Below are 24,332 nucleotides of genomic sequence, written 5' to 3' on the forward strand. Positions count from 1 at the left end.
TCAGAAAGGCTCGTTGCGGAAGAGAACGGAAGATCCGAGTAGGTAGCGGCCGTCGGAAAGCTTGGCGCTCGACAGGCTGAAGAAATTGACGACGGCTGTCCATGGCAGGAACGTCTGAACCAGGATGTAGTCGCTGCCCTTGCCGATATCATAGGTCTCGGTCACAGTGAGATTGCCGCTGTCATCGATGGGATCCGTGCTGGCGGCGGACGAGAGGTCGGAAAGCACGATCACCTTGACCAGGAGACCGCTGGAGCAGCTGAACGAGAGAAGCATGTCGTTGCAAATCCTGGCTTTGAAATCGGCCAGCGTAATCTTCGAAGATGCAACCTCGCCGGTGCGGATCATCCGGGAGATCTTGTGAACCGAAGCGTCCAGCGCCGAATTGACGAAGAACATCAGCGACACTTCGATAATGCCGAAAATCATGATGAAGAGCGGCAGAGCCAGGATCGCAAATTCGATCGCAGCGACCCCTTTGCGATCGCCAAGCAGCCGGCGCAACGATGCGAAGCGTTTCCCTCGTCTCATTGGGTCAGCCGGACGGATGCGAGATATTGGGTGAATAGCGCCGACAGGCCTGCCGTGATCTCGGCCGACGACGAGGCTGAGAGGAACAAGCTCTTGGACGATGCGCAGTCGGAAAGCGCATAGGGGATGTAGTCGCGCCTGGTGATGCTGGTCGACACGCCGCTTTGCATGGTACCACCATAGGTGCCCTTCCAGTTGGCGCTTGCCATGGTCGAGCCGACGGTTGCGTTGTAGCCCCAATCCGAAGTGAGCGGCAGGTATTCGGTGTAGAGAACCGCCATGGTGGCGGACTGGTTTTTGACGTAGGCGCACCAGTCCGGATTGAGAGGCGCCACCTTGTTCCAGTATGCCCCATACGTCGCCTGCCCGTTCTTCCATGTCACCTTGTCGGTCACCCATTCGCGCTGCGATTGAACGCCGTCCGTCAGCAAGAGAACCAGCTTGAGCGGCGAGTTTGAGGAGGTTCCGTCCCCGCCGGTCCCGACCTTCTGTTTGAGCGTTGCAAGCGACACGTCAAAATAGGTGGCTGCCTTCGAGGTCGCGCTTGTGAGGCCGTAGCTTGAGGTTGTGAGCCGGTTGCGCGCCGTGTCCGTGCTCAGCGTCGGGGCGAGAACTTCTGTGAGCGTATCGCCGAGGCTATATAGTCCGACCTTGATCCGTTGATGGTTGCTGTCTGAGGTGTCGATCAGGGCAAGCACGTCCTTGACGGCATCGCCGGCGACATCGGCGCGCAGCTTTATGCTCTTGGCCGTGCTGTATTCATAGTTGTTGTTGTATGTCTTGTTGCCGATTTTGTGCGCATCGCCCGTGTGGCAGGCGAACTGGCAGCCGATGCCGGAATACATGGTCGACTGGCCGGCCGTTGTTGCTGCTAGAAGCATCGACGGCGATGTGTCGATGACGATGTAGACATTGAGATAGGAGGTGGCCGGCCCCTTGACGGCGCTTGCCACGCTGACGTCAACGGTGTCGATGTTGGCGATCTTCATCAGCGTCGTCGGAACCGTGCCGCTCGCCGTCGCCGTGATCTTATGGTTTGACGTATCGATGTCGATGTCGCCAAGCGTATAGCTGTTTTCGACCTGCGCGTGGAACCAGTCGGATACCTTTTGCTTGAGAGCGACGGCGTCGTCGGTATCGATCTCTTTGACTGCGGCGATCAAGGCCGTGTCCAGGTCGCTCTGCATCCTCTGGCGGACATTGTAGGTACGAATATAGTCAAAGCTCGCGCCGACTGCGACGATCATCGGCACCAGGGTGAGGGCAACGACGATCGCGACATTGCCGCCCCTGTCCCTTCCGAGACCGCGAAGGGTTTTGAAGACCCGATCAACTGAATATGAAAGATCCGAGCGCAAAAAGACCACCGTCAATAAGTCATACTAATGTGCAAGAAGTATCCAAATTGCTTAAGTCTTTGTTAATTCCTGCGTTTTCCGATGGAATGCAGACCGCAAAAGCACTGTTTCGTGCGCAAATTGTATATGTTTGCGAATTTTGGATAGCCGTGGAATGACATCTCTCTCATTCATGATTGCGGGGATCCGCATGCGTGAGTGAAGCCGGAAGCGGGGACACGCCCGGCGCCATCCGCGACCTGGCGGTTTCGTTCGACAGAATGAGCTATCCAATCATGGAGATCAGCGCTTTGGCGGCAGTTTTCTGCTCTTTCTCGGGCTGAAGACCTGCACAAGACCTTCGATCAGGCCGTGGGTTTCGTCGCGCTGCAGCAGGAAGCCTGCCTTGCCCTCTTCCGACAGGGCGGTGCGCCGTCTTCGGTAGGACCTTCAGGATTTGATTTCCGCGAAATAGATGGGCTTCAGATATCAAGGAAAAGTTCGTTGGGAGTTTTCGTGGTTGCCATCGTGCCTCCTGTTACTGGCCAATGAAGCCGCCCAGCGCGGCAACAGTTCACTTTCTCAGACTACGCCGAACTGGTCGGGAAGCTCACGTAACGCTCGCTTCGTTGGACACTTTTGCAAAGGGCTTGCCCTCCTAGGGCGCAACTCCATTTTTACCCGAGAACCAAATGTAAGGAGGACAACCATGCCACCTCGCAAGTCCCCTAAATCTGCTACCCTCGAAGCCGCCGGCCCGAAAATCGGCAGCCCGGTACCAAAGGGCATCGTGAATACTGCGACGGGAGAAGTCGGGGCCGCTGTCCAGCCCGCTTATGATCCTGGCGAAGAATTCGCAGCCGTTCGCAAGCAGCTCGAAACGTTGCAGAAGCAGGTGTCGGATGCTGCCCAGTCTATCAAGAGTGGCGCGCGGAAAGCTGCCAGGCAGACAGAGGCGACGGTGAATTTGTATCCTGTTTCGACGATGATTGCGGTCGCAGCCGCCGTCGGGGCGATCGCCTTCGCAATAGGAGGGTCCCGCTCGGCGCCGCCCCGCTCGCGTTACGACCGCGTGCTCGATGAGATGCGCGATCTTTACGACAGGGTACGAGATCGGATCTAGGTCGTTTCGGGATTGCGAATAAGGTGATTCTCCGCCACGCTTGACCTGCAAGCGAGGGGAAAACGCATGCTCGACATGATCATCAAGAATAGTCTCGAGGTCGTTGATCGCACCGAACGCGTGATCGATGCGGCGAGGCGACTTCTGGGAGCAGGACTCGACGAGGTCGAAGCCTATCGGCTTCACGTTGAAATCGAAAAGTTGACGGACGTCGTCTTTGTCATGGACGAGGCTGCCCGGCTTCTGCGACGGACCTTCGAGCTTCGGCCAGAAATTGCCCGCTACGCCATGGTGAATTGGACGATCCACTGAGGGTTGAACCCCTCGGATGAGGGCAGGAACAGGCGCGCCTCACGCGGGTGAGGTGCCCCCGCAAGCCTTCGTTTTTCTGTTCAGTCGGGCGCCGCCTTTATGCAATTGGAACGCCTCCCCAACGGCAGGATTCTTTCCCTTTATGAGGAAGACGGCGCCTGAGATGGCTGGATTGCCATCCGATCAAACGGTGTCATCCTCGGCAGGAAAGGGATGATCCATCGCCTTCCATTCTTCAGCTGGCATCGATCGACCGCCACCATGGGTCGCTGCAGGCGTTGCACCGATATCTTGAGCGACGGACTTTAGACGACAAAAATCGTCACTTAAATCGGTCATTCATCCGGCTCCGAATGAGCTCAGTTTCTCCAGGAGCGCTTGTGAAATCTCGAACTGGCGCGCCGTTCCACGACCCATCGAGTTCTTCACGATCGTCTCGTCGAGCATCCCCCGTTTCACCAAGAGATCTACCGTCTCCTTGACGCCGGTGCGTGTCAGAGCGGTAATTTCCATGATACTGGAAAGGGTTAACTTCTGGTGTGCCTGGTTCATGCTGTAGAGAACAGTCATCATGCCGACCTGTTTCAGCCTTGCCTGAGGGGTCTCGTCTTCGAGGGGATGATCGAGGATTTCGTGCAGGATGAGACCTGAGAAAGCCAGATTGCGCCATTGGGTTTCGAGTGCTCTTGTCATACCATTTTACTGTGTTATATAAATCAGTATAGATTGTTATATAGGCAAGCCACCACTTCCGCAACCGGATGTCCTCTGGAGGGTCGTGCTCATGAAAAACCTTTTCGTCAACTCGGTCGTCGCGGCCTGCTGCCTGGCGCCACCCTACCTTACTTCACCTGGCAAGGCGCAAGCAAATGAGTGGGGCTGCGAGGTTATCCTGTGCCTTTCCAACCCCGGAGGCCCAACGCAGTTCGCCGCATGCCGGCCGTCGATCCAGAAACTGTGGCGTGAGCTTGCCGAGGGGCATTCCTTCCCGACATGCAGCGGCGCCACCTTCCACAGTTCGCGCCCGGGCTATGAGCCCTATTACTGCGAAACCGGATACCGGCTGAAGACCGATTATGGCCCGCGCGGGCAAGAAACCATCTGCGTGTCGGCGGCCCTCCAGCCAGTGAGCGACGCGTTATGCCCCAATGTCGGTGAGAGCCGCAGTTCCGGCAACGGCTCGGTCCTGTCCCCGCGATGGCAACGGTCGGATGGAGGACGCAGATGCATGGGCTACCCGACGGCCCGCCCGAAGGTGAGATCGCAGCCCCACTATGTCGACGTGACGATCGATGGGATGGCGACGCAACGGGTCTGGTACTGATCGATGGCCGTCACTTTCATGGATCTCGCCCAGGATTGCGCGCCCATGGTGGAGGTCAGGACGCTCGCCGCCGTCATCAGTCTCGAAAGTGGTTTCAAGCCTTTCGCCATTCGCATCAACAGCGGCCCGCCGCTTGAGCGTCAACCCATATCAAAGGCTGAGGCAATTGAACTCGCGACCTCCCTCGTTGCCAATCGTCAGGACATTCAGATCGGTCTTGGCGGCATTGGCGAGGCGGAACTGCGCAGGCTCAAGCTATCGATTTCGGATGCGTTCGATCCCTGTATGAACCTCAAGGCGACAGCCACCCTGCTCGACGGCTATTATCGCCTTGCCTTGCGTTTCGGCGCCGATGCGAAGCAGGCCGAAACAGTGATGCTTCAGTCCTATTACGGGCATGACGATCCGTCGGTTGGCAAGATGGTCAGATATGACGAGCAGGTCCGCCAGGAAATCGGGCGACTGCCTGCCAGCCTGGCGTCTCTCACCATCGTCGAGCCGCGTGACGAAGCGCCTCGCGCTGAGCCGTCACCCAGCCGGGAGGCGTCCGCGGTCGAACAATTCGCTACCCGATCCGGTGAAGCCGCATCGTGGGACGTCTTCAACGCCCGGCGCTCATCCCAGGTTCTCGTGTTTCAAAAAACTCGATCGGAGCAAAGCCAATGATCTCGAAAGCAAACCTTCGCCCTGTGGCGGCCCCTCTCCTGATGGCCGCAGCCATCGTCGCCTGCCTGGTGGAGCCTGCCTTTGCCCAGGCAGCCGGCGTCGAAACCGTCCTGCAGAACATCGTCGACATGTTGACCGGCAACATCGCCCGGCTGCTCGCGGTCATCGCCGTCATCATCATCTGCATCGCCTGGATGTTCGGCTACATGGATCTGCGCCGCGCCGGCTTCTGGATCATCGGCATCGGCGGGATTTTCGGTGCGACGGAACTCGTCAACACGATCGTCGGAAGCTGATCATCATGCCGACCACCGCCGCGATCGAGGAGGACACCCTGTTCCTTGCCTGCACCCGCCCGGCGATGATCGCCGGCGTGACGATAGAGGCGATGGGCATGAACGTCATGCTGACGACGATCCTCTACATCACCGCTGGCTCGATCGCCTACGCGCTTGTCGGCGTCGTCTTCCATTTCATATTCCGAACGCTCGTCAAGCACGACCACAACATGTTCCGCATCCTGATCTCGTGGATCGAGACCCGCGGCCGGTCGCGCAACGCCGCCTATTGGGGCGGCGCGACCCTCTCGCCCCTGACGCTCATCAGGCGCTATGACGAAAGGATCTGACCCTTGCCTAGCATCGCAACGCTTCGCTCGCGCGAACTCGGGCCCGAGACCTTCATTCCGCACGTCCGTCATGTCGATGAGACGACGATTGCCCTCGAATCCAGGGCGCTGATGGTGATGCTCGCGCTCGAAGGCATATCCTTCGAGACCGCCGATGTCCTGGATCTCAACAGTCTGCACCGCGATCTCAATACACTCTACCGCAACATCGCCGATGAGCGCCTGGCGCTCTGGACGCATGTCATTCGTCGTCGCGACAACGCCTATCCGGAGGGAGAGTTCGCCAATTCTTTCTCGCAAGGGCTGAATGCGCGCTACCGTGACCGCATGGTCGCGGAGGATCTGTTTCGAAACGATCTTTACCTTTCGTTGGTCTGGCATCCGGGCCGGGATCCCGCCGAAGAAGCAGCCAGGCTGCTTTCCCGATTGCGCAGGGCGCGCCGCGCCGGCATCGAAGTCGACGAGGATGCCTTGAAGCACCTCCGAGACAAGCTAGCCGACGTGACCGCCGGCCTAAAGCGCTTCGAACCCCGGGTGCTTTCCCTCTACGAGCAGGACAACATTCTCTTCTCCGAGCCTAGCGAGGTCCTGCATCAGATCGTCGGCGGCCGGCGGGAGCGCATCCCGCTGACGGAGGGCCGGATATCCTCGGCGATCTATTCGGATCGGGTGATCTTCGGGCGGGAGACGATCGAGATCCGTCATGAGGCCGAAAGCCGCTATGCCGGCCTATTCGGGTTCAAGGAATATCCGGCAACGACCCGCAGCGGCATGCTCGACGGCATCCTGACGGCGCCGTTCGAGCTCATCCTGACGCAGTCTTTTGCCTTCGTCTCGAAAGCCGATGCGCGCACGATCATGGGTCGCAAACAAAACCAGATGGTCAGCGCTGGCGACAAGGCGGCGTCGCAGATCGAAGAGCTTGGCGATGCAATGGACGAGCTGGAGTCGAACCGCTTTGTCCTTGGAGAGCACCATCTGGCGCTGTCGGTCTTTGCGCCTTCGGTGAAGGAGCTTGCTGACCACATGGCGAAAGCACGCGCCTATCTCACCAACGGCGGGGCGGTCGTCGCCCGCGAGGATCTTGGCCTTGAAGCGGCATGGTGGGGGCAATTGCCGGGCAATTTCCGCTATCGCGCAAGATCGGGCGCCATCACGACGCGAAATTTTGCAGCGCTCGCCCCCTATCATTCCTACCCCACCGGCAAGAAAGACGGCAATGAATGGGGACCGGCCGTCGCCATGCTGAAGACTGCTTCCGGCTCGCCCTTCTATTTCAATTTCCATCATAGCGACCTCGGCAACACCTTCGTCTGCGGCCCGTCCGGCTCCGGCAAGACGGTGCTCTTGAACTTCATGCTCTCCCAGCTCGAAAAACATGATCCCCACATGGTCTTCTTCGACAAGGACCGCGGAGCCGATCTGTTCGTCCGGGCAGCAGGCGGCACCTACCTGCCGCTTCGAAACGGCGTTGCCACCGGCTGCGCGCCGTTGAAGGCACTTGAACTGACGCCTGAGAACAGAGTTTTCCTCGCCCGCTGGGTCGGCCAGCTGGTCGGGTCGGCGAAGCGTGAACTGACGGTCTTGGAGCTGCGTGACATCGCCTCGGCCGTCGATGGCCTGGCGGACCTGCCGGTGGAAAGGCGCTCGATCGGGGCCTTGCGCACCTTCCTCAACAACACCGATCCCGAAGGCATTGCCTCAAGGCTCAGGCGTTGGGAGAGGGGAGGACCGCTTGGCTGGGTGTTCGACAATGAGGGCGACGACATCGGGATCGGCGCCAAGTTCATTGGCTACGACATGACCGACTTCCTCGACAATGAGGAAATCCGCGCCCCGTTGATGGCCTATCTGTTCTTCCGCATCGAGCAGCTGATCGACGGGCGTCGGATCATCATCGTCATCGACGAGTTCTGGAAGGCTTTGCAGGACGAGGGCTTTCGCGATCTCGCGCAGAACAAGCTGAAGACGATCCGCAAACAGAACGGGCTGATGTTGTTTGCGACCCAAAGCCCGCGCGACGCGATCGTCTCGCCGATCGCCCACACGATCATCGAGCAGTGCCCGACGCAGATCTTCCTTCCCAACCCGCGCGGCGACCATGGCGATTACGTCGACGGGTTCAAATTGACGGAGCGCGAGTTCGAGCTTGTCTCCCGCGAGCTTTCGGTCGAAAGCCGCCGCTTCATCGTCAAGCAGGGCCACAACAGCGTCGTCGCCGAATTGAACCTCAGGGGTTTCGATGACGAGCTCGATATTCTGTCCGGCCGCACCGCCAACATCGAACTCGCCGAGGCGATCCGGGCGCAGGTTGGCGACCGTCTTGAAGACTGGCTGCCGCTGTTTCAGCAAAGAAGGAGGACGGGTTGATGGAAAGGCTCAAAACAGGGTTTGCTCTGGTGTTGATGGCGGCACTCGTGCCTGTTGGAACGGTGTCGGCACAGGGCATTCCGGTGATCGATGAGACGGCGATCGCCAAACAGATCGAGAGCATCTCCCAGCTGAAATCCCAGCTGGACACGCTCAATCAGCAGCTCCAGCAGGCTCAGCAACTTTACGCATCGCTGAACAAGGTCACCAATATGGCCGATGTCGCCGGGCTGCTGAACGATCCCTCGATCCGCAAGGCGTTGCCGCAGGATTTCAATGCCATCGAAGGGCTGCTCAAGGGCAATGGCACCGGTGTCCTCGGCAATTCCGCCTCGAAATTCCTTGATGATAATTCCACCTATCGCACCAGCGCCAATGATTTCTATGCGCAGGAACTGGCGCGCGCCCAGAACCAGAATGCCGGCCAGATGAGCCTCGGCCAGCAGATCTACGATGCCGCCACCAAGCGCATCGACGGCATCGATCAGCTGCGCCAGCAGATATCAGGTGCTGCGGATGCCAAGGATATCGCCGATCTTCAGGCACGCCTGCAGGCCGAAACCGCGTTTCTGCAGACCGATGTGCTGCGCATGCAGGCTCTGCAGATGGTCCAGCAGGCACAGGTTCAGGTCGACGACCAGCGCAAGGCCGAGGATTGGCGCAAGCGCCTGGATGCCATGGGGGAGGCGCTTAAATGAAACTTCTCCTGCCTGGCATCGTCATACTCACCCTTTCTGGCTGCTTCGGCCAGGAAGAAAGGATCTACACCGTCGATGAGCTGATGGCTGATGAGGTCCTGCTGGCGAAGATCACAAGTGAATGCCGCAACAACCCCGGCGCCTTGCGTCAGACACCTAATTGCCAGAACGCGGAGGCGGCGCACTGGAAGCTGTGGCTCCGCACTACGCCTGGAGGCTGAGCCATGTACCAGGTCTTCAGCTTCGTCGATGGCCAGTTCAAGTCGCCTCTGGAGAATTTCATCTCGTCGGGCACGTCGAACATCGCCAGCTGGATCAGCGGTCCGCTGACTGCGGCGCTGACGCTCTACGTCGTGCTCTATGGCTACCTTGTCCTGCGCGGCTCGGTCCAGGAGCCCATTCTCGAATTCGCGTTTCGGGCGATGAAGCTTGCCATCATCGTCATGCTGGTGCGCAACGCCAGCGAGTATCAGACCTACGTCACCAACATCTTCTTCGAGACGCTGCCCCGCGAGATCTCGCAGGCGCTGAACTCGGGAACGGCGCCCAGCGCTTCCACCTTCGACAGTCTGCTCGACAAGGGCCAGAAATGCGCCAAGGAAATCTGGGCGCGTGCCGCATGGCCGGCCGACATCGTCACCGGCATCGGCGGGATGATGGCGATCGGCGCGAGTTTCACCGTGGCGGCGATCGGTTATATCGTCTCGCTCTATGCCCGGCTGGCGCTTGCCATCGTGCTGGCCATCGGCCCGATCTTCGTCGCGCTTGCGATGTTCCAGTCCACTCGTCGTTTCACCGAATCCTGGATCGGTCAGCTTGTCAATTTCGTCATTCTCCAGGTCCTGGTCGTCGCGATCGGTTCACTGCTGATCAGCTGTATCGACACGACCTTCACGGCGGTCGAAAGCTATACCGACGTCATGATGCGCCCGGTCGCCCTTTGCGCCATCTGCCTTGCGGCCCTTTACGTCTTCTATCAGCTGCCAGGCATTGCCTCCGCGCTCGCGGCGGGCGGGGCGTCTTTGACCTACGGCTATGGTGCTGCCCGAGACGCACACGAAGGCACGCTTGCCTGGGCGGCCTCGCATGGTGCCCGAGCGGTTGGACGAGGCGCCCGTTCCGTCAGCCGCCGCCTCAGATCCTGAGGAGCCGAATGATGACTTCTCCACGAAAAACGTTTCAGAGGTTTACGTTCAAATGATCCGCATCTTCTTATCGCTTTTCATTGCCATGGAGCTCACGGGCTGCGCTTCGGCCTCCCACCCCTTGCCCAAATGCGACGGCTATTCACGCCGGCCGCTCAACCGCGCCATGTGGCAGTGGGAGGACGACAAGCCTGCCAAGCAGAGTGGCTCTGATAATGTCCCGGCGACGGCGGCCGGCCAGGCGACTTCCTATAGCGAAGAGCCGCCGACGGAGGAGCCTGCCGCCTTCGCGCATTTCGATGCCGTGGGGTCCTATCGGCCGTGCCGGGGGCGGTGACATGGTGAATACGGACAGTCTGAAAGACTATTTCGACAAGGCGCGCCGTTTCGATCAGGATCGGCTGGTCCAGGTAGAACGCTCGGCGCGCATCGCCTGGTCAATCGCGATCGCCGCCAGCGTGCTTGCCGCCACTTCGATCTTCGCCGTTGCCGGGCTGACGCCCTTGAAAACGGTCGAGCCTTTCGTCGTTCGGGTCGACAATTCGACCGGCATCGTCGACGTCGTCTCGGCGCTGACCTCGACGGCCGGCAGCTATGACGAGGCGGTGACCAAATACTTCGCTGCCAAATATGTGCGCGCCCGGGAAGCCTATGTCTGGAGCGAGGCCGAGGAGAATTTTCGCACCGTCGCGCTCCTCTCGACCCAGCCGGAACAGACGCGCTTTGCTGCGATCTACCGCGGCGGCAATCCGGACTCTCCGCAGAATATCTATGGGCGCAGCGCAACGTCACGCGTCAACATCGTCTCGATCTCGCTGCTCAACGCCAATGTCGTGTCGGTGCGCTATACCAGGACGGTCACCCGCGGTGACGATGTCCGGACAACCCACTGGGTTGCAACGCTCACCTTCTCCTATGTCAACGCGCCGATGTCCTCGACCGACCGGCTGACCAATCCGCTTGGTTTTGCTGTCAGCGACTATCGCGCCGATCCGGAGGCCATCAATTGAAGCAGAGTTCCCTGATCGCCCTGGCCCTGGCCGCCGGCTTTTCCCAGGCAGCGTTCGCGCTCGACATCCCGCGCGGCGCATCGCAGGATAGCCGTGTCCGTTTCATCGACTATCAGCCCTATAACATCACCAAGATCGTCGGCACCTTACGCTCCTCGGTGCAGATCGAGTTCGCCGCCGACGAGGAGATCGCCCACGTCGCGCTCGGCAACAGCGTCGCATGGGAGGTGGCGCCGGCCGGCAACATCCTGTTCCTGAAGCCCCGCGAAAACCAGCCGGTGACGAACATCTCGGTTGTGACGACAAGGCGGGACGGCTCGACGCGCAGCTATCAGATGGAACTGACGGTGCGCGACGGCACCGTCGAGGCGGGGCAGAACACCTACTTCTATGTGAAGTATCGCTATCCCACCGACGAGGCCGAACGCCGGAGGCTGGAAAACGCTGCCCGCGCGCAAGCAGCTCAAGCCGGCGAAGCGGACAAGGTCCTTGCTCTTCACGAAGCCTATGGGCCACGCAACTGGCGCTATTCGGCTCAAGGGTCCGCGGCACTTGAACCGCAGGCCGTCTACGACAATGGCAAGGTCACCACCTTCGCCTTTGCCGGCAACCAGGAAATGCCGGCGATCTACATGGAGAACTCCGACGGCAGCGAGAGCCTGGTGCCGAAGTCCGTCGACAGCAATCTGGTGCTTGTGCACGCGATCAGCCGCAAATTCATCCTGCGCAGGGGAAGCGACGTCCTCTGCGTCTTCAACGAGGCCTATGATCGTATCGGCATCAATCCCGATACCAATACGACCTCACCCTCTGTCGAGCGCGTCGTGAAGACGCAAGCTGCGACAGGGCAATAGGAGGACGTCATGGCCGAGGAAGACAACAGCACCCACATTCCTGGTGAGCGCGCCGAAACGGGCACGGGCCGGGGCCTCGAGAACAATCCGGCGGTGAGACGTGGCGTGGTGGCGCTGGCGATCGTCGCTTTCGTCGGCTTTGCGCTCTGGTCGATGCGCGGGCAGGAGAAGCCCGCCGACGGGGTCCAGCCCGAGCGCGTCGTCATCCGTCAGACATCCGATTTCGAGCCGGCCAAGGAGCCGGTCCAACCGGTCGTCACACCGCCGGAAAACCTCCTGCCAACCCCCGGCATGCCCGAGCAGACGGGCGAGGATGAGAAACTCCTCGACGCCGCCCGCCGTGCGCCTGTCATCGCCTATGGTGGCGAGAAATCACCGCCGGCCCGTCGTCAGGACGAAGATGCGAGCACTGACGCCACCTCGAACTATCTGCCGCTGGGAAACAACCCGGGCAATCTCTCTGCCCAGGCGGAAAACGAGGACCAGCGCTTCAATCGGATGTTGACGCCGACCCAGTTGCAAGGCTCGCGCGCCGGCACGCTCGGAAATCGCGACTTCATCGTTGCGATGGGTACGTCCATTCCATGCGTCCTGGAGACGGCATTGTCCTCGGACCAACCCGGCTTCACGAGCTGTGTCATCAACCGCGACGTCCTGTCGGACAACGGCCGCGTCGTGCTGATGGAGAAGGGCACGCAGGTCGTTGGCGAATATCGTGGCGGCCTTCGACGTGGCCAGAAACGCCTGTTTGTCCTCTGGAACCGGGCAAAGACGCCGAAGGGGGTAATCATTACGCTGGCATCGCCGGCAACCGATGCCCTTGGACGTGCCGGTGTCGACGGCTACGTCGACACCCATTGGTGGGAGCGTTTCGGCAGTGCGATCCTCTTGTCGATCGTCGGGGACGCGACCTCCTATGCCAACAGCCAACTGCAGGATAGCGATGTCGAGGCAGACAACACGACGAGCGCCGGCAAGCAGGCCGCGACCATCGCCGTCGAGCAGTCGATCAATATTCCGCCGACACTGTTGAAGCATCAAGGAGAGCTGGTCTCGATCTTCGTGGCGCGTGATCTCGACTTCTCGAGCGTCTATCGGCTTCGCGTGAGCGAACCGCGCAACCGCATCTACGATCGGGCGGTTCTTGGCGACTTCAGCCGCACCTCCACCCGGGTCACGAAATAGGGCCGCTCATGACAGAGGGAGCCGATTCCGGTGTCGTGCGCGAGTTGCTGGTACCGCTGTCGCCTTTTCTCCGCGACAAGTCGCTTTACGAGGTCATCATCAACTGGCCGACCCAGGTGGTCACCGAGGGCTCGGCCGGTTGGCAAACCCACGATCTGCCGGAGCTGTCGTTCGACAAGCTGATGCGGCTGGCGCGGGCTGTCGCGAGCTTCTCCAACCAGTCGATCGACGAAACCCGACCCATCCTCTCGGCCACGTTGCCGGGGGATGAGCGAATCCAGATCGTCATACCGCCTGCCACGACGAAGGGAACGGTCAGCATCACGATCAGAAAGCCGTCCTCGGTGTCGCTGAGCCTGAACGATCTTGATCAAGGCGGCTTGTTCGCCGAGGTGGCAAAGGAAGACGCGGACGTCTCTGCAATCGACCGTAGGCTCCTGGAACTGCATCGAACCGGGTCATACCAGGCATTTCTTCGAGAGGCCGTCTACGCACGCAAGAACATCATCATTTCCGGGGCAACCGGTTCCGGCAAGACGACGCTTTCGAAGGCGTTGATCCGCCATATCCCTTCGAGCGAACGCATCATCTCGATCGAGGACACGCAAGAGCTCGTTATCCCGCAGCCGAACCATGTCCGCCTCTTCTACTCCAAGGGCGGCCAAGGGCTGGCAAAGGTCGGGGCAAAAGATCTGCTCGAATCCTGCCTGCGCATGCGGCCAGATCGCATTCTTCTTCAGGAGCTGCGCGACGGCACCGCGTTCTACTACATTCGCAATGTAAACTCCGGTCATCCGGGCTCGATCACAACCGTGCATGCCGACTCGGCCAGGCTTGCATTCGAGCAGCTCACACTGCTGATCAAGGAATCTGACGGCGGGAGAGATCTGGAGCGAGACGACATACGCGAGATGCTGAAGATTGCGATCGACGTCATCGTCCAATGCAAGCGTATCGATGGCCGGTTTCGGGTGACTGAAATCTATTATCGGGCCGCCGCGGGAACCAAGACCGTCGATGTTGCTCGTAGCGCTCGTTGAAACTGCCGACGCCGTGGTTCCCACACGCCAGGACTGAAGCAAACTGGACTCTTGAAAGTCTCCCAGCTAGCTTGCGCGGGCTTCGAACCGGAGGCAGACAATGCTCAACGAAGGCGCCCAGACGGAACTTACGAAAACCCTGTCTGGTCGCGATATCGCGCGGGCTGGTGCTCTTTGCTACCGTAGGACCGAAGACGGTGGACTTGATATCCTTTTTGTAGGCAGCCGACGGAACGGTCGCTGGGGCATTCCGAAGGGGCGCGTCGAAGATGGTGAAGCCAGCAGCGCTGCGGCGCTGAGAGAGGCCTTCGAGGAAGCCGGAGTGGTCGGCATCGTCGACGAGACCGTCTTCGGTTCGTTTTCGTATCGAAAGGAGACGGGTCCCAACCACTACCGGGTGGCCGTCCATCTTCTGCAGGATTTAGGGTTCGCGGACAAGTTCCCGGAAAAGAGCATCCGCAAGACACGATGGTTTCCACTGAAAGACGCCGTGCGTGACGCCGCCCAGCCAGGTCTGCGAACGCTCTTGTCGCGGGTTGAGAACCTGGACCTATGAAGCTCGGTTTCGGCAGATCGCTGTTAAAGGCCCTCAGAGCCCAAAAGAAAATCAGCAAGCAGATCGAGAAAGCTGTCAAAGCGACCCGAGGCAGAACGAAACGTAAAACATCCCGTCCCCCGAAACCGATATTAGTCGAGACAACCGCGTTTGGAAGCAATCCGGGCCGCCTGGTGATGAAATCCTTTGTCCCGACGACGCGGCTGCCGAAGAACCCCGCTCTTGTCGTCTTGCTTCATGGCTGCCATCAGACTCCCGAAAGCCTGGATGCCGCGGCCGGCTTCTCCAAGCTCGCGAAAGAACGCGGTTTCGTTCTTCTTTATCCGCAGCAGAAGAGAGCAAACAATTCGCAAAATTGCTTCAACTGGTTTCGACCAAGCGCCGTCGCTCGCGACCGCGGCGAGGTGTGTTCAATCAAGCAGATGATCGAGCACATATGTGAGCGACATCGCGTTGACCGTTCGAGGATCTTCGTCGCTGGGCTGTCCGCCGGCGGGGCGATGACGGGCGCCCTTGTCGCTAACTATCCCTCCTTGTTTGCCGGCGCCGCGATCATCGCCGGCATGCCTTTCGGATCTGCACGTGACGCAATGTCGGCCCTGCGCGCGATGAAGTCAGGTGCGACGCCGCCACTGGGCGGATGGGGACGACCCATCGCTGAGATTTCCCCGGAAGCCAAGGCATGGCCGGCGATAACCATCTGGCAGGGCATGGAAGACCGGGTGGTCAAGCCGGTCAATGCGCTCGCCTGTGTTGCTCAGTGGCTCGAAGTCCAAGGCATTGCAGAGAGCAGCGGCCGTTTGGAGGAAAAACCATGGGGCAGGTTGCAGTCGTGGAAGATGAGCGGCCAGCTGAAAGTGGCCCTCTATTCGGTCGCCAATATGGGCCACGGACTTCCGATCAAGAAGCGCAAGAGCGTCACGGCGCTACGATCTGCAGACCCCTACGTGATCCCGGTGGAAATCTCAGCTCCAGCGGAGATGATGCGATTGTGGGGTTTGTCGAGGTTTCGAATATAAGCAGCTCGCAGCAAGTTCGGCGGTAGCTGGCAAATTCCTCTCAGCGAAGGGCGCTACGAATACATCGTCCCCGGGCAACGAAACGCCAGGCTTGCATTCGAGCAACTGACACTGCTGGTGACCCGCGCCCTCCTGCAACCCCTCGCTATGGGCCCGTCCGCCATGGGGCTTCGGGCAACCACGCCGCCTACGCTGACATAACGCATGATCGCTTCCTGACTTACTTCTTTGAGCCCCGAACTAGGGCAGCCTATTCGATCGGGCAGCTTTCCTCGCCATACGAAGATGATACAAATCCTCGGATAATAGGTCCTGTGTACCGAGCTTTCGTCGTGCCACCTTCGATGTTCCAACGCCAGATTGCCCATACCGTGCTGACCGCGCGCGGAATTTCGCGCAGCGCCCCGGCGGCGGAAGGCCGCCGAGGCACCGGCTGCTATGCCGCAATGATGTAGACGATGGTGAATGCAGAAGGATCGACGATGACGATCCGACCGTCGGCAAGAATGAAGAAGCGGTAGCTTTCATATTGCGGAACGATCTTCACGATGCGCGGCGGCAGCGGTTCCAGCCGTACCTTTTTCGGGATCTTCACCCCGACGGAAACCGTGAAGTCGACTTCCTTCACCGGCTCGACATGGACCTCCTTCACCACAGTGCGAATTTCCGTCTGCTGCTCGACGGAAATGTTCACGTTGGTCTTCGTGTTCGTCTGGTTATTCGTCGTGGTGTTGTTGTTGACGTTGGTTTCGGACGAGCTCTTGTTCGTCGTCGCGTTCTGGTCGGTCGATTGCTTCGAGGCATCACCGCTCTGCGTGGTGGCGCCTTTGCCCGTGCCCTCCGCGGGCTTGGCATTTTGCGTGCTGCTCTTGGTACCTGAAGTGGCTGCGCCGCTGTTGTCGGTGGTGCCGGACTTGGCGGCGGGCTTCTGTTCGGTCGCCGTGCCGCTACCGGCGTCTTGCGATCCAGGCTTGGTTTCAGTCGAAGCCTTGCCGGAGGCGCTTCCACTCGTCGAAGACTTGTCCTGGGAAGGCTGCTCGGCGCTCTTCTGGGTATCCGAGCCCTGACCGGATTTCTGCTGCGATGACTGGCCCTTGCCTTGCGGGCAGGCTCCCGAGGCGTCGGGGGTGCAGTCGGTGCCAGTGCCGGCGGCGCTAGAGCCGGACTGCGAACCGGTGTCCGTGCCCGTTTGAGAACCGGATTGGGCCTGGCCGCTGCTCTTGCTGTCCTGCTGGGCTGCTGCCGGCAATGTTGCAAGGGGCGACACGCTCAGTGACAACGCTGCCACGAGCATGGTGAGATGGTTGCTTTTCATGATCAATCTCCGAGGTTTCGGGCACGCGATGCCGCCTCGCATTCTCATGCGTCGCATGCGTGCCCTCACTGTTAGAAAAACGGCCTAAGCCGGTCCGTCGGTCATTGGATGACCTGGACGACCTTTCGGGAAGAAGGTTCGACGATCACACGCTGATCGTTGACGATCGCGTATGCATATTTCGGATCATCGGGGACTGGTGTCACGACAACGGTCTCCGGCAGGGGCTGTCCTACAACCACCTTCTCCTTCACCACGACGCGTTCGGTCGGGGCCGGAGCCTGCTGGACATAAGTGATCACTTTCTGAGGCGGCGGATCAATGACGCTGCCTGCCACGCCGCCGACGATGCCACCGACAGCAGCACCCACCGGACCGCCGACAATCGCGCCCGTGGCAGCTCCGCCTACCGCACCTGTCACCGTTGACGACTGCGCGAACGCTGACGTCGATGCCAACAGGATGCTGGCGGCAATTCCTACTGCTTTGATATTCATCTGTTTTTCTCCTTTGACGCGGTTGGTTCCGCTGGAGGTCGAAACCGTCAAACAGAAAAACTGTTCCAGAGCTGGGACTTCGTGCCGGGGCGACATCGGACCTTGGTCTCAGCCCGTATGGATACCGCCAACTACTGCATGGGGAAACGGCTCAACATCCGGTCCTGGACGTTTTCCTTGCCGACGATCATCGCTGCAATCGAGATGGCTTTGTCGCGGTCTGCAGCATTTGTTATGTAGCCTTCGAGCAGAACGACGGGGCCGAGCATCCTGATCTCGATGGCGCTGCTGTCAATGTCAGGATCGACGGAAAGAGCTGCTGATATCGTTGCGATAGTGGAGGCCGCACTATGGCCTTCCGAACAGCGGTCTTCATGACTATTGGGGCCGAACTTCATACTCTCCTCCTGTTCCGCCCCTCCACGGAACTTCATGTTACCTCACGCCTAATATGAGAAGCAGGTTCTGGGCCGGCCAGTCCGACTTAGGTCCGTCTTCCCCTCGGCGCTCCGACTTAAATTTTGCTCATCCTTGTTGAAAGGACACCAGGGAGGCTTTAGCGATGTTGCTGTATCCAGACAGAACCTCCCTGGTGAAGCGCTGTCGATCCGTGTCCGGCGTCGCTTCTTACGAATAAAGGGCGGCTATTCGTGCAAACGGTCGGTAAAGTGGATTGGCATAGAAGCGAGGATTTCTTTCCTCTGATGCTTGTGATGAGCGGTCAAGAAAAGCATCGGCTGATACGATCACTCCGCGAGGTTGCCGAGGCTCTAGTCGCCGTATGGCCGACCGACGATGGCAAGGAATACATCGCGGCGGTAAGAACATGTCTCGATGCCATTAAAGGTAATATTCCGGCAAAGGCAGCGCGTACCGCACTCCTTCGCGCTGCAGAGGAAGCCGGAATTCCCGTGATTACCGTCGTCCACTGACGGAACGCCTTGCCGCACGCCGGCGCCAGTGTTGCGTCCCAGTGCTCGCCGGCTGAGCTTTGCGAGGTCTTCGGCCTAGGTTCATCGGTTCATCCTCGGGCATTTTTGCAGCTTATTGATCCAGCCCACCTGTCACCATCCGGGGCGTGCTGACGGCCAACGGTTGCACCGATTGAGTAGCAAATGAGTCGTGCCGTTCACTCCTAGTGGCTGTCGTGATTGAGCTTTTCGATATGCTCGGAGCAAACGGCCTTCACCAAATCGAGCAGCACGGTGGCCCGCTCTCCAAGCCAGGTGAGCGCCTCCTCGCTGATCTCATAATGCTTTGAATAGCGTGCCTTCACGTAGGCCTCGTTCAGTGTGTTGAACCAGGCTCGCTCGCGATGCTGGTCCCGCGGAAAGGCTTCGGCCAGCCGTCGGTCTTGCTCTTCCGCGAGCGAGCGCAGAAACTTGATGTTGTGGGAAGGTTGACCGTAGTTGGTCAGCGTAAGTAGAACGCAAGAGTAGGCTTGTTCGAGTGCTTGATGCAGGCTGAATGCGGACAGGTTTGACCAGGCGTCCCCGGTCCCTTCCGACTTGCTGAGTTGAAATTCAGCTGTTCGGAGAAAAGCGCTGGCTTCACTATACCTTTGCTCAAAATGCCCCTTCGCCAACCGCAGCCGATCCTCTTTCGAAAGAGGCTCGGGCTCGGCCAACGGCTCATCGTCGAGCTCATAAAGGACGATGCCTTCCTTTCGAATGTCGGAAAAGAAATACTGCCCTTCCTTGAGGTAGGTATTCACCTCGCGTCTGGAATGGACGATGAAGCTAACCGGCGTTTCGATCGAGGCTTCGTGGATCAGCCGGTCCGCTGCCTTGTGCCAGTATTCGGCGAAGTCGCAGAGCTTGCGATTGTTGACGATGATCAGCAGATCGAAATCGGAGCGATACCCCTTCATCGTGAATGGTTCATCAACCCATCCACCCTTGGCATAAGAGCCGAACAAGATGACCTTCAGGATCCTGCCCCGCTTCTTGAAATCGGCCGTGCCTTCTTTCAGCGCATCTTCAAATTCCTCATGCAGGATTTCGAGGACACGGCCGAGCTCTCTCTGCTTGCGAAGCGGCATATGTTCAAGCGACGATTTCATAAGCAATCGATAGGCGAAAGACTTTGAATCGTCTACTCGCAGTTTTGAGAGGAAATCTTACAGACCTAATCGCCCCCGAGGTCACGTACTTTCGAAGAGCTCGTTAATTGAAAACGAGCGTGAATACAGCTTTCCAGGCGGATCCTCGCACTCCCTAGGAACGGGAAGAAAAACCCGTAACCATTGGTAGCGAGCATGCCCGTGCGCCTCCAACTGAGAGTTAATCGGGGAGCGATCGTCTAACCATCGATAACCTGTACTTATCGATGGTTATCTCTCGCGGTGAAGGCCGTTATCGGTGACGGAAGTTAAGGTTAGGATGACTTCCACAATAGAAAAGAACAGCGTTAATTCATATGGTTAACGAGACGCAGATGCCACCAGCCTCCATCAGGTTAGGGATTCGGCCGCGCAGAATGAGACCATCGGCAATCGAGGCAGACCGAACCTGCCACCCGACACAACGGCAAGCTCGGCAGAGCGCTGACCGAACCACTATGTCAGCGGAGTTCCGGCCCATCAAATGCCGTCGTCAGCGTCATCGGAGAGGTCCGGGCTTATACCGCCTCCAACAGCGCGAGCCTGATCAATTACGGCGAGCGCTATCGCTCTGGAGAGCGCATCTCCTCGGCCCTCGTTGAGGCGACCGTCAACGCCGTCATCTCCCCAGAAGCAACAGATGCAACGGAGCAGGACCGGTGCGCATCTTCTGCCGCAAACCCGAACGCAAACCCTCTACGGCTCCCTGCGCTCGACCTTCCGGCAGTGGTATCCAGGCCTGGCCAATGACAATCAAGAGATCGACGAAACAGCCCGCGCCGCATGATCGCCCCACAAAGCCTCATGCTCCCTCAGATCAACCGCCCCAAGATGCTGAAGCGAGCAATGGTCGCGCCGGCCCAGAACTGATGAGGGCGAGAATGCTGCCCCTGAATCTCAGAAATTGAGGATGAACCCGTTTAAGTGCCAAACGACATCTGCGAACGTCAGGATTGGACGTAGTGGTTGCTGGCCGAGCGGTACCGCATCGATCGGGGTAAAATTAAAGCCTGAACTTGTCCTTTTTCAGGCGACGCTCTGTGTCCTCGATGCTTCTTTGTGCGCCAAACAGTTCGCGGCGGAACGTTCCCAACCCTTTGCCGACATCGCCCATCAGCCCAGAAAGCCGGCCTCTGCCGAAGAGGACGAGAACAACCAGTGTGACGATGGCGAGGTGCCAGAAACTCAAAGCGCCCATGAAATTCCCTCCATTTTAGCCTTCGGGAGGCGGCACGGCCTCGCCGATCTCGACGCGCACCGCGAAGCGGACGCCCGATTCGATGAAGCGCTCGCCTTCAAGAATGTCGGCATCGCCGCGGATCGGCTCGTTCGAAAAGGTCGAGCGAGGCGTTCTCGTCACCTCTTCGACCAGAACCGCATAATGCACACCATATGCCTCGCCGCGCGAGGGGATGGGCAGGCGCAGGTCAAGAAGGCGCGACGCGCCGCCATTGACCTGGCGTGTCGTGACGATGAGGCCGCCGGCCGTGCTGTCGATGGCACGCGCAAACACCTCGTCCTTCAACTCCTCCGGATCGAGGCGCGCGACGCGTTCAAGGATCTGCCCGTGCGGCGAGCGGGTGACTTCGATCAAGGTCAGGCGCAAAAGCGGCGTTTCCCCGGCCGCGGTTCCGGGGCCTTTCGCGTCGGGTTGCTTGCCCGAGGCGACGCCGGTCGCCATGCCGATGTCGACTTTTACCCAGTCGCGTCCATCGACCGGGATGCGCGAGGCCGACACGTCGCGGAAATAGCCAGCGACCTGCACCCACTCGGCGACCGGCTGAGACACCTGCAGGTGGCGCTTGGCAAAGGGCTGGAAGCGGACCAGCCCGAAACGGACGAAAGGATCGCGCGCATTACCGACGTCGAGGTCGACGTCGACATACCAGTGCTCGAAATCCGGATCGAAGCGCGGCGTATAGGTGACCAGCGAGACCAGCATGAATTCCGGCGTCCGCTTAGCAGCCTCGCTCTTCGCCTTGTCCTTATCGTCAACCTTATCCTTTTCTGCGTCTTCGTCCTTCGTGCCATCATCGTCGGCATTAGGGATGGGCATCAGCGCGTTTTCGACGAAGCGCGGCTTGTAACGTTCAGCTCTGAGCCAGTGCGCGGCGAAGTCCTCGTTTTCCGTTGCGATGAGATCGATGGGCCTGACGAAGTCCGCCCGGCTGGCGCTGACATCGCGGAAAGCCGCGTCGTCGATCAGCCAAGCCATTTCCTCGGAGGCGAAGATCGGATCGGCGCCCCAGCGTGTGACAAAGGAGCCGCCGATGCCGAGGTCGGCGTCAGTGAAGAAGCCTTCGCGCCATTTCGCCGTCGCTCCAGGAGCAGCGAAACGGTGGAGGTCGATCTCGTTCGGTCCTTCGTTCGGTGCCAGCGGGCTTTTGCGCCGGACGATGCCTTGCTCGAGTTCGGCGTTGGTCCATTCGTCGCGCTCAAGCGTACCCTTTGCGTCCATCAGATTGGGCGGCCAGACGACGATCCCCAGCCGCTCGTCCTCGCCGGAGGTCCACCACGGACGGCGCAGCCGGATGCGCACCTTGGTGCGCCGCTCCCGCTTGCTGCCCTCGTTGGTCCACACATAGGCCGGCAAAAGGCTCTTCGTCGTCAGTGCCGCCGGCCGCTCCGTCGCCGGCAGGATGACCTCGCGCACCGGACGGCTTTTCCTGAACATGCGGTCGCGGTCGATCTCCGCTTCGGCGGGAGTGGGATAGCTCGATCGATCGGGGATATGACGGGCCGTGCGTGACGTCGCCACTAGCCAGAGTTTGACGCGGCGGGCGAGCGTATCGGGGAAGATTCCTTCCAACACGGCGCGGCTCTTGGTGTCGGTCGGCTCCGCATCTCGCTGGAGGTCTTTCAACTGCCGGCCCTGCCGCGTCAATGCAGCCAAATCGGCGGGCACCTGCTGCGTCCGCCTGATCGGCCAGCGCGCCACGATACCTTGGCCGAGCCGCGGTGCAGCTTTGCCGTCGCGGGCGACATCGAAGCCGAACAGCTCGTCCATGTAGCTGGGCTCGTTATTACCGGCTTTACCGGCATTCCCCTGACGCTGGCTCTTCTTTATCGGTTCCGGCTGCCCGTCGGGATCCGGTTGCGTGCGCGGCCACTCACCGCGTGCGCGTCCGTAGTAGTTCCGACCAAGCTCGAGGTTGTCGAAGGTGCCGCCGATCGGCATCACCGCCTCCGCGTGCAGTTCCACCGTCTCGGTGGTGTCGGGATCGAAGCCGGCAAGGCCGAGCACAACAACGTTGCTGCCGCCGTCTTCGTCCTTGTCCGGTCCGAAGCCGCTCTCCAGCCAGGTCTTCTGCGTCGCGGCCGAGAGCCGCAGCAGCCTTACCTCGTCGATCACGGGGTCGTCCTTCGGCAGGCCGCTTGTATGTATGGCGCGCAAGCGCCGCACCGACGCGATGTCGGGCAGGGGACGGCGTAAAAGCGTATCGTAGACGGCCGATGCCGCGCGCTTCACCGCCGACCATGGAATGGACGCTTCGCCACGGCGCAGGAGAATGGCATCGTCGGCAGTTCCGCTTGTATTCTGCGCAAGCGACAGGCAGCTCTTCACGGAAGCGTTGTCGATGGCGCAGCCCATGATCAGCGCCATGGCCTCCGGCAGGTCGAACCAGGCTTGCAGGCTCTGCCGGGACGGCAGGCACCACGTCTCGACCTCGAAGTCCTCACCGGGCGCGAGGCAGAGGGTCAGTGTCATCACCGGCACGCCGTCCGCCGTCGGCTCCAGTGCCGTGAAGGGGACGCCGGCTTCAGCTGCGCGCTTCCTGAGATCGTCGTGGCTGGCCAGCGGCGTCGCAGACGACGGCACGGCCTTCACCTTGATCCGCACCGGTCGGGCGTCGGGGTAGCCCGGGTTCATCGAAGCTGCCGCTTTGGCGGTGGCGTAGAAGGAAACGCGGATCGCCTCGCCGGCGAGGTATCGATCCGGCTGGTCGGGATACCGGAGCGCAATCACAAGCTCGCGCGCGGCCGGGTCGGGATAATATTCCTGGCGCTTGCGGGGCGGATCGATCTTCGCGGCAAGCTTCGTCCGCTTCCTGAACACGGCAAACCCACCCGGAGTGATTTTCTGCGGCCGCTCCTTGCCGAGTTCGTCATGCGTCTCGTAACGCCGATAGGTGCCCCGGATAGCCGCCGCCACAGGCGGCTCGCGCGGATCGAAGAGCGGAAAGCCGCCCCAGTCGGAGTCGTAGTCGACGTCCTGCAGTCCGCCCGGTGGCGCACGGTCCAGCCGGCGTGCGGCCGCGTCGAACACCGAATGCATAACCGCAAAATCGAGGTTGACCAGTGGCGCGAAAAGCATGCGCGCGGTCTCGTCCGGGGCGAACCGCCAGCCGTCCTCAGCGTCGATGCCGCCGACGCCCGGCTGACTGCGTACCACCATGTCCTTGCCGTCAATGCCCTTACGCTCGCTGCCGAATTCACCGATCAGGATGGCCGCTTCCACCGCTACGATGGGTGGGCCGATGCGTTCCTGACGTAGGAACCGCTGTACTTCCGAGGCTTTCGACGGATAGGCCATGCCGCGGCCAAGTCCGCCGTCGTACATGTTGATGGCGCGGCCGAGCGGCGCGCAAACCCCACCGACGAGCACGGCGCGCGCGCCGAG

The 24,332-nt window shown here is 60.2% G+C and carries 28 protein-coding genes and 1 pseudogene; 19 read left to right on the plus strand and 10 right to left on the minus strand.

Going from position 1 to position 24,332, the window contains the following annotated elements:
* Both MOV76_RS19525 and MOV76_RS19530 read right to left on the minus strand, forming a co-directional pair.
* Entirely contained in the window at positions 1-531 is a 531-nt protein-coding gene (locus tag MOV76_RS19525; protein WP_018245413.1) for a TadE/TadG family type IV pilus assembly protein, read from the minus strand.
* A complete protein-coding gene (locus MOV76_RS19530) occupies positions 528-1,889 on the minus strand; it encodes a TadE/TadG family type IV pilus assembly protein (RefSeq protein WP_026188666.1) in 1,362 nt (453 codons plus the stop codon). Before MOV76_RS19530 ends, MOV76_RS19525 begins: the two co-directional genes overlap by 4 nt.
* A 688-nt stretch (positions 1,890-2,577) precedes the next feature.
* Here MOV76_RS19530 and MOV76_RS19535 point away from each other — a divergent pair.
* Both MOV76_RS19535 and MOV76_RS19540 read left to right on the plus strand, forming a co-directional pair.
* The gene (locus MOV76_RS19535; protein ID WP_018245411.1) at positions 2,578-2,991 is read left to right on the plus strand and encodes a hypothetical protein; all 414 of its coding nucleotides are present in this window, start codon (positions 2,578-2,580) and stop codon (positions 2,989-2,991) included.
* 66 nt (positions 2,992-3,057) lie between these two features.
* On the plus strand, positions 3,058-3,303 hold the full coding sequence (locus MOV76_RS19540) for a hypothetical protein (protein ID WP_018245410.1): 246 nt from the start codon (positions 3,058-3,060) through the stop codon (positions 3,301-3,303).
* A gap of 183 nt (positions 3,304-3,486) precedes the next feature.
* Here the strand turns inward: MOV76_RS19540 and MOV76_RS19545 are convergent, their stop codons facing one another.
* On the minus strand, positions 3,487-3,642 hold the full coding sequence (locus tag MOV76_RS19545) for a hypothetical protein (RefSeq protein WP_155256966.1): 156 nt from the start codon (positions 3,640-3,642) through the stop codon (positions 3,487-3,489).
* Positions 3,643-3,996 (minus strand): hypothetical protein, encoded by a 354-nt coding sequence (locus MOV76_RS19550; RefSeq protein WP_018245409.1) that lies wholly within the window; start codon positions 3,994-3,996, stop codon positions 3,643-3,645.
* A gap of 91 nt (positions 3,997-4,087) precedes the next feature.
* On the opposite strand from MOV76_RS19550, the gene MOV76_RS19555 reads away from it, so the two are divergent.
* The 15 genes from MOV76_RS19555 (at position 4,088) to MOV76_RS19625 (ending at position 15,798) form a co-directional block, all read left to right on the plus strand.
* Complete coding sequence (locus MOV76_RS19555) at positions 4,088-4,627, plus strand: hypothetical protein (RefSeq protein WP_247265103.1); 540 nt, start codon at positions 4,088-4,090, stop codon at positions 4,625-4,627.
* Positions 4,628-4,630: 3 nt separating this feature from the next.
* On the plus strand, positions 4,631-5,293 hold the full coding sequence (locus MOV76_RS19560; RefSeq protein WP_247265104.1) for a lytic transglycosylase domain-containing protein: 663 nt from the start codon (positions 4,631-4,633) through the stop codon (positions 5,291-5,293).
* The gene (locus MOV76_RS19565) at positions 5,290-5,589 is read left to right on the plus strand and encodes a TrbC/VirB2 family protein (RefSeq protein WP_018245406.1); all 300 of its coding nucleotides are present in this window, start codon (positions 5,290-5,292) and stop codon (positions 5,587-5,589) included. Before MOV76_RS19560 ends, MOV76_RS19565 begins: the two co-directional genes overlap by 4 nt.
* A gap of 5 nt (positions 5,590-5,594) precedes the next feature.
* A complete protein-coding gene (locus MOV76_RS19570; protein ID WP_247265105.1) occupies positions 5,595-5,921 on the plus strand; it encodes a type IV secretion system protein VirB3 in 327 nt (108 codons plus the stop codon).
* 3 nt (positions 5,922-5,924) lie between these two features.
* Positions 5,925-8,291 (plus strand): VirB4 family type IV secretion/conjugal transfer ATPase, encoded by a 2,367-nt coding sequence (locus MOV76_RS19575; protein ID WP_247265106.1) that lies wholly within the window; start codon positions 5,925-5,927, stop codon positions 8,289-8,291.
* Entirely contained in the window at positions 8,291-8,989 is a 699-nt protein-coding gene (gene virB5, locus MOV76_RS19580) for a P-type DNA transfer protein VirB5 (RefSeq protein ID WP_131704404.1), read from the plus strand. Before MOV76_RS19575 ends, virB5 begins: the two co-directional genes overlap by 1 nt.
* Positions 8,986-9,210: an EexN family lipoprotein gene (locus MOV76_RS19585; RefSeq protein WP_247265107.1), complete on the plus strand. Its 225-nt coding sequence runs from the start codon at positions 8,986-8,988 to the stop codon at positions 9,208-9,210. Before virB5 ends, MOV76_RS19585 begins: the two co-directional genes overlap by 4 nt.
* Before the next feature lie 3 nt (positions 9,211-9,213).
* Entirely contained in the window at positions 9,214-10,134 is a 921-nt protein-coding gene (locus MOV76_RS19590; RefSeq protein WP_247265108.1) for a type IV secretion system protein, read from the plus strand.
* Positions 10,135-10,186: 52 nt separating this feature from the next.
* Entirely contained in the window at positions 10,187-10,471 is a 285-nt protein-coding gene (locus MOV76_RS19595) for a hypothetical protein (protein WP_018245400.1), read from the plus strand.
* A gap of 1 nt (position 10,472) precedes the next feature.
* Positions 10,473-11,144: a virB8 family protein gene (locus MOV76_RS19600; protein ID WP_018245399.1), complete on the plus strand. Its 672-nt coding sequence runs from the start codon at positions 10,473-10,475 to the stop codon at positions 11,142-11,144.
* The gene (gene virB9 / locus MOV76_RS19605) at positions 11,141-11,998 is read left to right on the plus strand and encodes a P-type conjugative transfer protein VirB9 (RefSeq protein WP_247265109.1); all 858 of its coding nucleotides are present in this window, start codon (positions 11,141-11,143) and stop codon (positions 11,996-11,998) included. Before MOV76_RS19600 ends, virB9 begins: the two co-directional genes overlap by 4 nt.
* A 9-nt stretch (positions 11,999-12,007) precedes the next feature.
* Positions 12,008-13,183 carry a type IV secretion system protein VirB10 gene (virB10, locus tag MOV76_RS19610; RefSeq protein ID WP_247265110.1) on the plus strand — a complete coding sequence of 392 codons (1,176 nt, stop codon included), beginning with the start codon at positions 12,008-12,010 and terminating at the stop codon, positions 13,181-13,183.
* 8 nt (positions 13,184-13,191) lie between these two features.
* Complete coding sequence (gene virB11, locus MOV76_RS19615) at positions 13,192-14,223, plus strand: P-type DNA transfer ATPase VirB11 (RefSeq protein ID WP_247265111.1); 1,032 nt, start codon at positions 13,192-13,194, stop codon at positions 14,221-14,223.
* A 100-nt stretch (positions 14,224-14,323) separates the two neighbouring features.
* Positions 14,324-14,779, plus strand: a complete 456-nt coding sequence (locus MOV76_RS19620; RefSeq protein ID WP_247265112.1) for an NUDIX hydrolase — start codon at positions 14,324-14,326, stop codon at positions 14,777-14,779.
* Positions 14,776-15,798, plus strand: coding sequence for a PHB depolymerase family esterase (locus MOV76_RS19625; RefSeq protein WP_247265113.1), 1,023 nt, complete (start codon positions 14,776-14,778; stop codon positions 15,796-15,798). The genes MOV76_RS19620 and MOV76_RS19625 overlap by 4 nt, the downstream gene beginning before the upstream one ends.
* Positions 15,799-16,234: 436 nt before the next feature.
* On the opposite strand, the gene MOV76_RS19630 is transcribed toward MOV76_RS19625, so the two are convergent.
* The 3 genes from MOV76_RS19630 to MOV76_RS19640 all read right to left on the minus strand — a co-directional run bounded on the left by MOV76_RS19630 (position 16,235) and on the right by MOV76_RS19640 (position 18,008).
* A complete protein-coding gene (locus MOV76_RS19630) occupies positions 16,235-17,113 on the minus strand; it encodes a DUF1236 domain-containing protein (RefSeq protein ID WP_247265114.1) in 879 nt (292 codons plus the stop codon).
* A gap of 101 nt (positions 17,114-17,214) precedes the next feature.
* Positions 17,215-17,610 (minus strand): DUF1236 domain-containing protein, encoded by a 396-nt coding sequence (locus MOV76_RS19635; RefSeq protein ID WP_247265115.1) that lies wholly within the window; start codon positions 17,608-17,610, stop codon positions 17,215-17,217.
* A 131-nt stretch (positions 17,611-17,741) separates the two neighbouring features.
* A complete protein-coding gene (locus MOV76_RS19640; RefSeq protein WP_247265116.1) occupies positions 17,742-18,008 on the minus strand; it encodes a BON domain-containing protein in 267 nt (88 codons plus the stop codon).
* A 252-nt stretch (positions 18,009-18,260) separates the two neighbouring features.
* Between MOV76_RS19640 and MOV76_RS19645 the strand changes: the two genes are divergently transcribed.
* On the plus strand, positions 18,261-18,542 hold the full coding sequence (locus tag MOV76_RS19645) for a DUF982 domain-containing protein (RefSeq protein WP_247265117.1): 282 nt from the start codon (positions 18,261-18,263) through the stop codon (positions 18,540-18,542).
* Positions 18,543-18,745: 203 nt separating this feature from the next.
* Here the strand turns inward: MOV76_RS19645 and MOV76_RS19650 are convergent, their stop codons facing one another.
* Complete coding sequence (locus tag MOV76_RS19650; protein ID WP_247265118.1) at positions 18,746-19,672, minus strand: nucleotidyltransferase and HEPN domain-containing protein; 927 nt, start codon at positions 19,670-19,672, stop codon at positions 18,746-18,748.
* 540 nt (positions 19,673-20,212) lie between these two features.
* Here MOV76_RS19650 and MOV76_RS19655 point away from each other — a divergent pair.
* Positions 20,213-20,498 (plus strand): annotated as a pseudogene (locus MOV76_RS19655) (ISKra4 family transposase); the annotation flags it as partial.
* A gap of 216 nt (positions 20,499-20,714) precedes the next feature.
* Here the strand turns inward: MOV76_RS19655 and MOV76_RS19660 are convergent.
* Together MOV76_RS19660 and MOV76_RS19665 are read right to left on the minus strand one after the other, a co-directional pair.
* Positions 20,715-20,909 carry a twin-arginine translocase TatA/TatE family subunit gene (locus MOV76_RS19660; protein WP_130794982.1) on the minus strand — a complete coding sequence of 65 codons (195 nt, stop codon included), beginning with the start codon at positions 20,907-20,909 and terminating at the stop codon, positions 20,715-20,717.
* Positions 20,910-20,924: 15 nt separating this feature from the next.
* Positions 20,925-24,332, minus strand: a 3,408-nt coding sequence (locus MOV76_RS19665) for a hypothetical protein (protein WP_247265119.1), incomplete at its 5' end; no start/stop codon positions are given.

The sequence above is a fragment of the Rhizobium sp. PRIMUS64 genome, assembly GCF_023006465.1.
Taxonomy (GTDB): domain Bacteria; phylum Pseudomonadota; class Alphaproteobacteria; order Rhizobiales; family Rhizobiaceae; genus Rhizobium; species Rhizobium leguminosarum.

Bases quoted from the DNA above. Each gene is read 5' to 3' on its own strand.
- MOV76_RS19525 (WP_018245413.1), bottom strand. From the start codon at position 531: ATGAGACGAGGGAAACGCTTCGCATCGTTGCGCCGGCTGCTTGGCGAT.
- MOV76_RS19535 (WP_018245411.1), top strand. From the start codon at position 2,578: ATGCCACCTCGCAAGTCCCCTAAATCTGCTACCCTCGAAGCCGCCGGC.
- MOV76_RS19540 (WP_018245410.1), top strand. From the start codon at position 3,058: ATGCTCGACATGATCATCAAGAATAGTCTCGAGGTCGTTGATCGCACC.
- MOV76_RS19545 (WP_155256966.1), bottom strand. From the start codon at position 3,642: ATGACCGATTTAAGTGACGATTTTTGTCGTCTAAAGTCCGTCGCTCAA.
- MOV76_RS19550 (WP_018245409.1), bottom strand. From the start codon at position 3,996: ATGACAAGAGCACTCGAAACCCAATGGCGCAATCTGGCTTTCTCAGGT.
- MOV76_RS19555 (WP_247265103.1), top strand. From the start codon at position 4,088: ATGAAAAACCTTTTCGTCAACTCGGTCGTCGCGGCCTGCTGCCTGGCG.
- MOV76_RS19560 (WP_247265104.1), top strand. From the start codon at position 4,631: ATGGCCGTCACTTTCATGGATCTCGCCCAGGATTGCGCGCCCATGGTG.
- MOV76_RS19565 (WP_018245406.1), top strand. From the start codon at position 5,290: ATGATCTCGAAAGCAAACCTTCGCCCTGTGGCGGCCCCTCTCCTGATG.
- MOV76_RS19570 (WP_247265105.1), top strand. From the start codon at position 5,595: ATGCCGACCACCGCCGCGATCGAGGAGGACACCCTGTTCCTTGCCTGC.
- virB5 (WP_131704404.1), top strand. From the start codon at position 8,291: ATGGAAAGGCTCAAAACAGGGTTTGCTCTGGTGTTGATGGCGGCACTC.
- MOV76_RS19585 (WP_247265107.1), top strand. From the start codon at position 8,986: ATGAAACTTCTCCTGCCTGGCATCGTCATACTCACCCTTTCTGGCTGC.
- MOV76_RS19590 (WP_247265108.1), top strand. From the start codon at position 9,214: ATGTACCAGGTCTTCAGCTTCGTCGATGGCCAGTTCAAGTCGCCTCTG.
- MOV76_RS19595 (WP_018245400.1), top strand. From the start codon at position 10,187: ATGATCCGCATCTTCTTATCGCTTTTCATTGCCATGGAGCTCACGGGC.
- MOV76_RS19600 (WP_018245399.1), top strand. From the start codon at position 10,473: ATGGTGAATACGGACAGTCTGAAAGACTATTTCGACAAGGCGCGCCGT.
- virB10 (WP_247265110.1), top strand. From the start codon at position 12,008: ATGGCCGAGGAAGACAACAGCACCCACATTCCTGGTGAGCGCGCCGAA.
- virB11 (WP_247265111.1), top strand. From the start codon at position 13,192: ATGACAGAGGGAGCCGATTCCGGTGTCGTGCGCGAGTTGCTGGTACCG.
- MOV76_RS19620 (WP_247265112.1), top strand. From the start codon at position 14,324: ATGCTCAACGAAGGCGCCCAGACGGAACTTACGAAAACCCTGTCTGGT.
- MOV76_RS19625 (WP_247265113.1), top strand. From the start codon at position 14,776: ATGAAGCTCGGTTTCGGCAGATCGCTGTTAAAGGCCCTCAGAGCCCAA.
- MOV76_RS19630 (WP_247265114.1), bottom strand. From the start codon at position 17,113: ATGAAAAGCAACCATCTCACCATGCTCGTGGCAGCGTTGTCACTGAGC.
- MOV76_RS19635 (WP_247265115.1), bottom strand. From the start codon at position 17,610: ATGAATATCAAAGCAGTAGGAATTGCCGCCAGCATCCTGTTGGCATCG.
- MOV76_RS19640 (WP_247265116.1), bottom strand. From the start codon at position 18,008: ATGAAGTTCGGCCCCAATAGTCATGAAGACCGCTGTTCGGAAGGCCAT.
- MOV76_RS19650 (WP_247265118.1), bottom strand. From the start codon at position 19,672: ATGAAATCGTCGCTTGAACATATGCCGCTTCGCAAGCAGAGAGAGCTC.
- MOV76_RS19660 (WP_130794982.1), bottom strand. From the start codon at position 20,909: ATGGGCGCTTTGAGTTTCTGGCACCTCGCCATCGTCACACTGGTTGTT.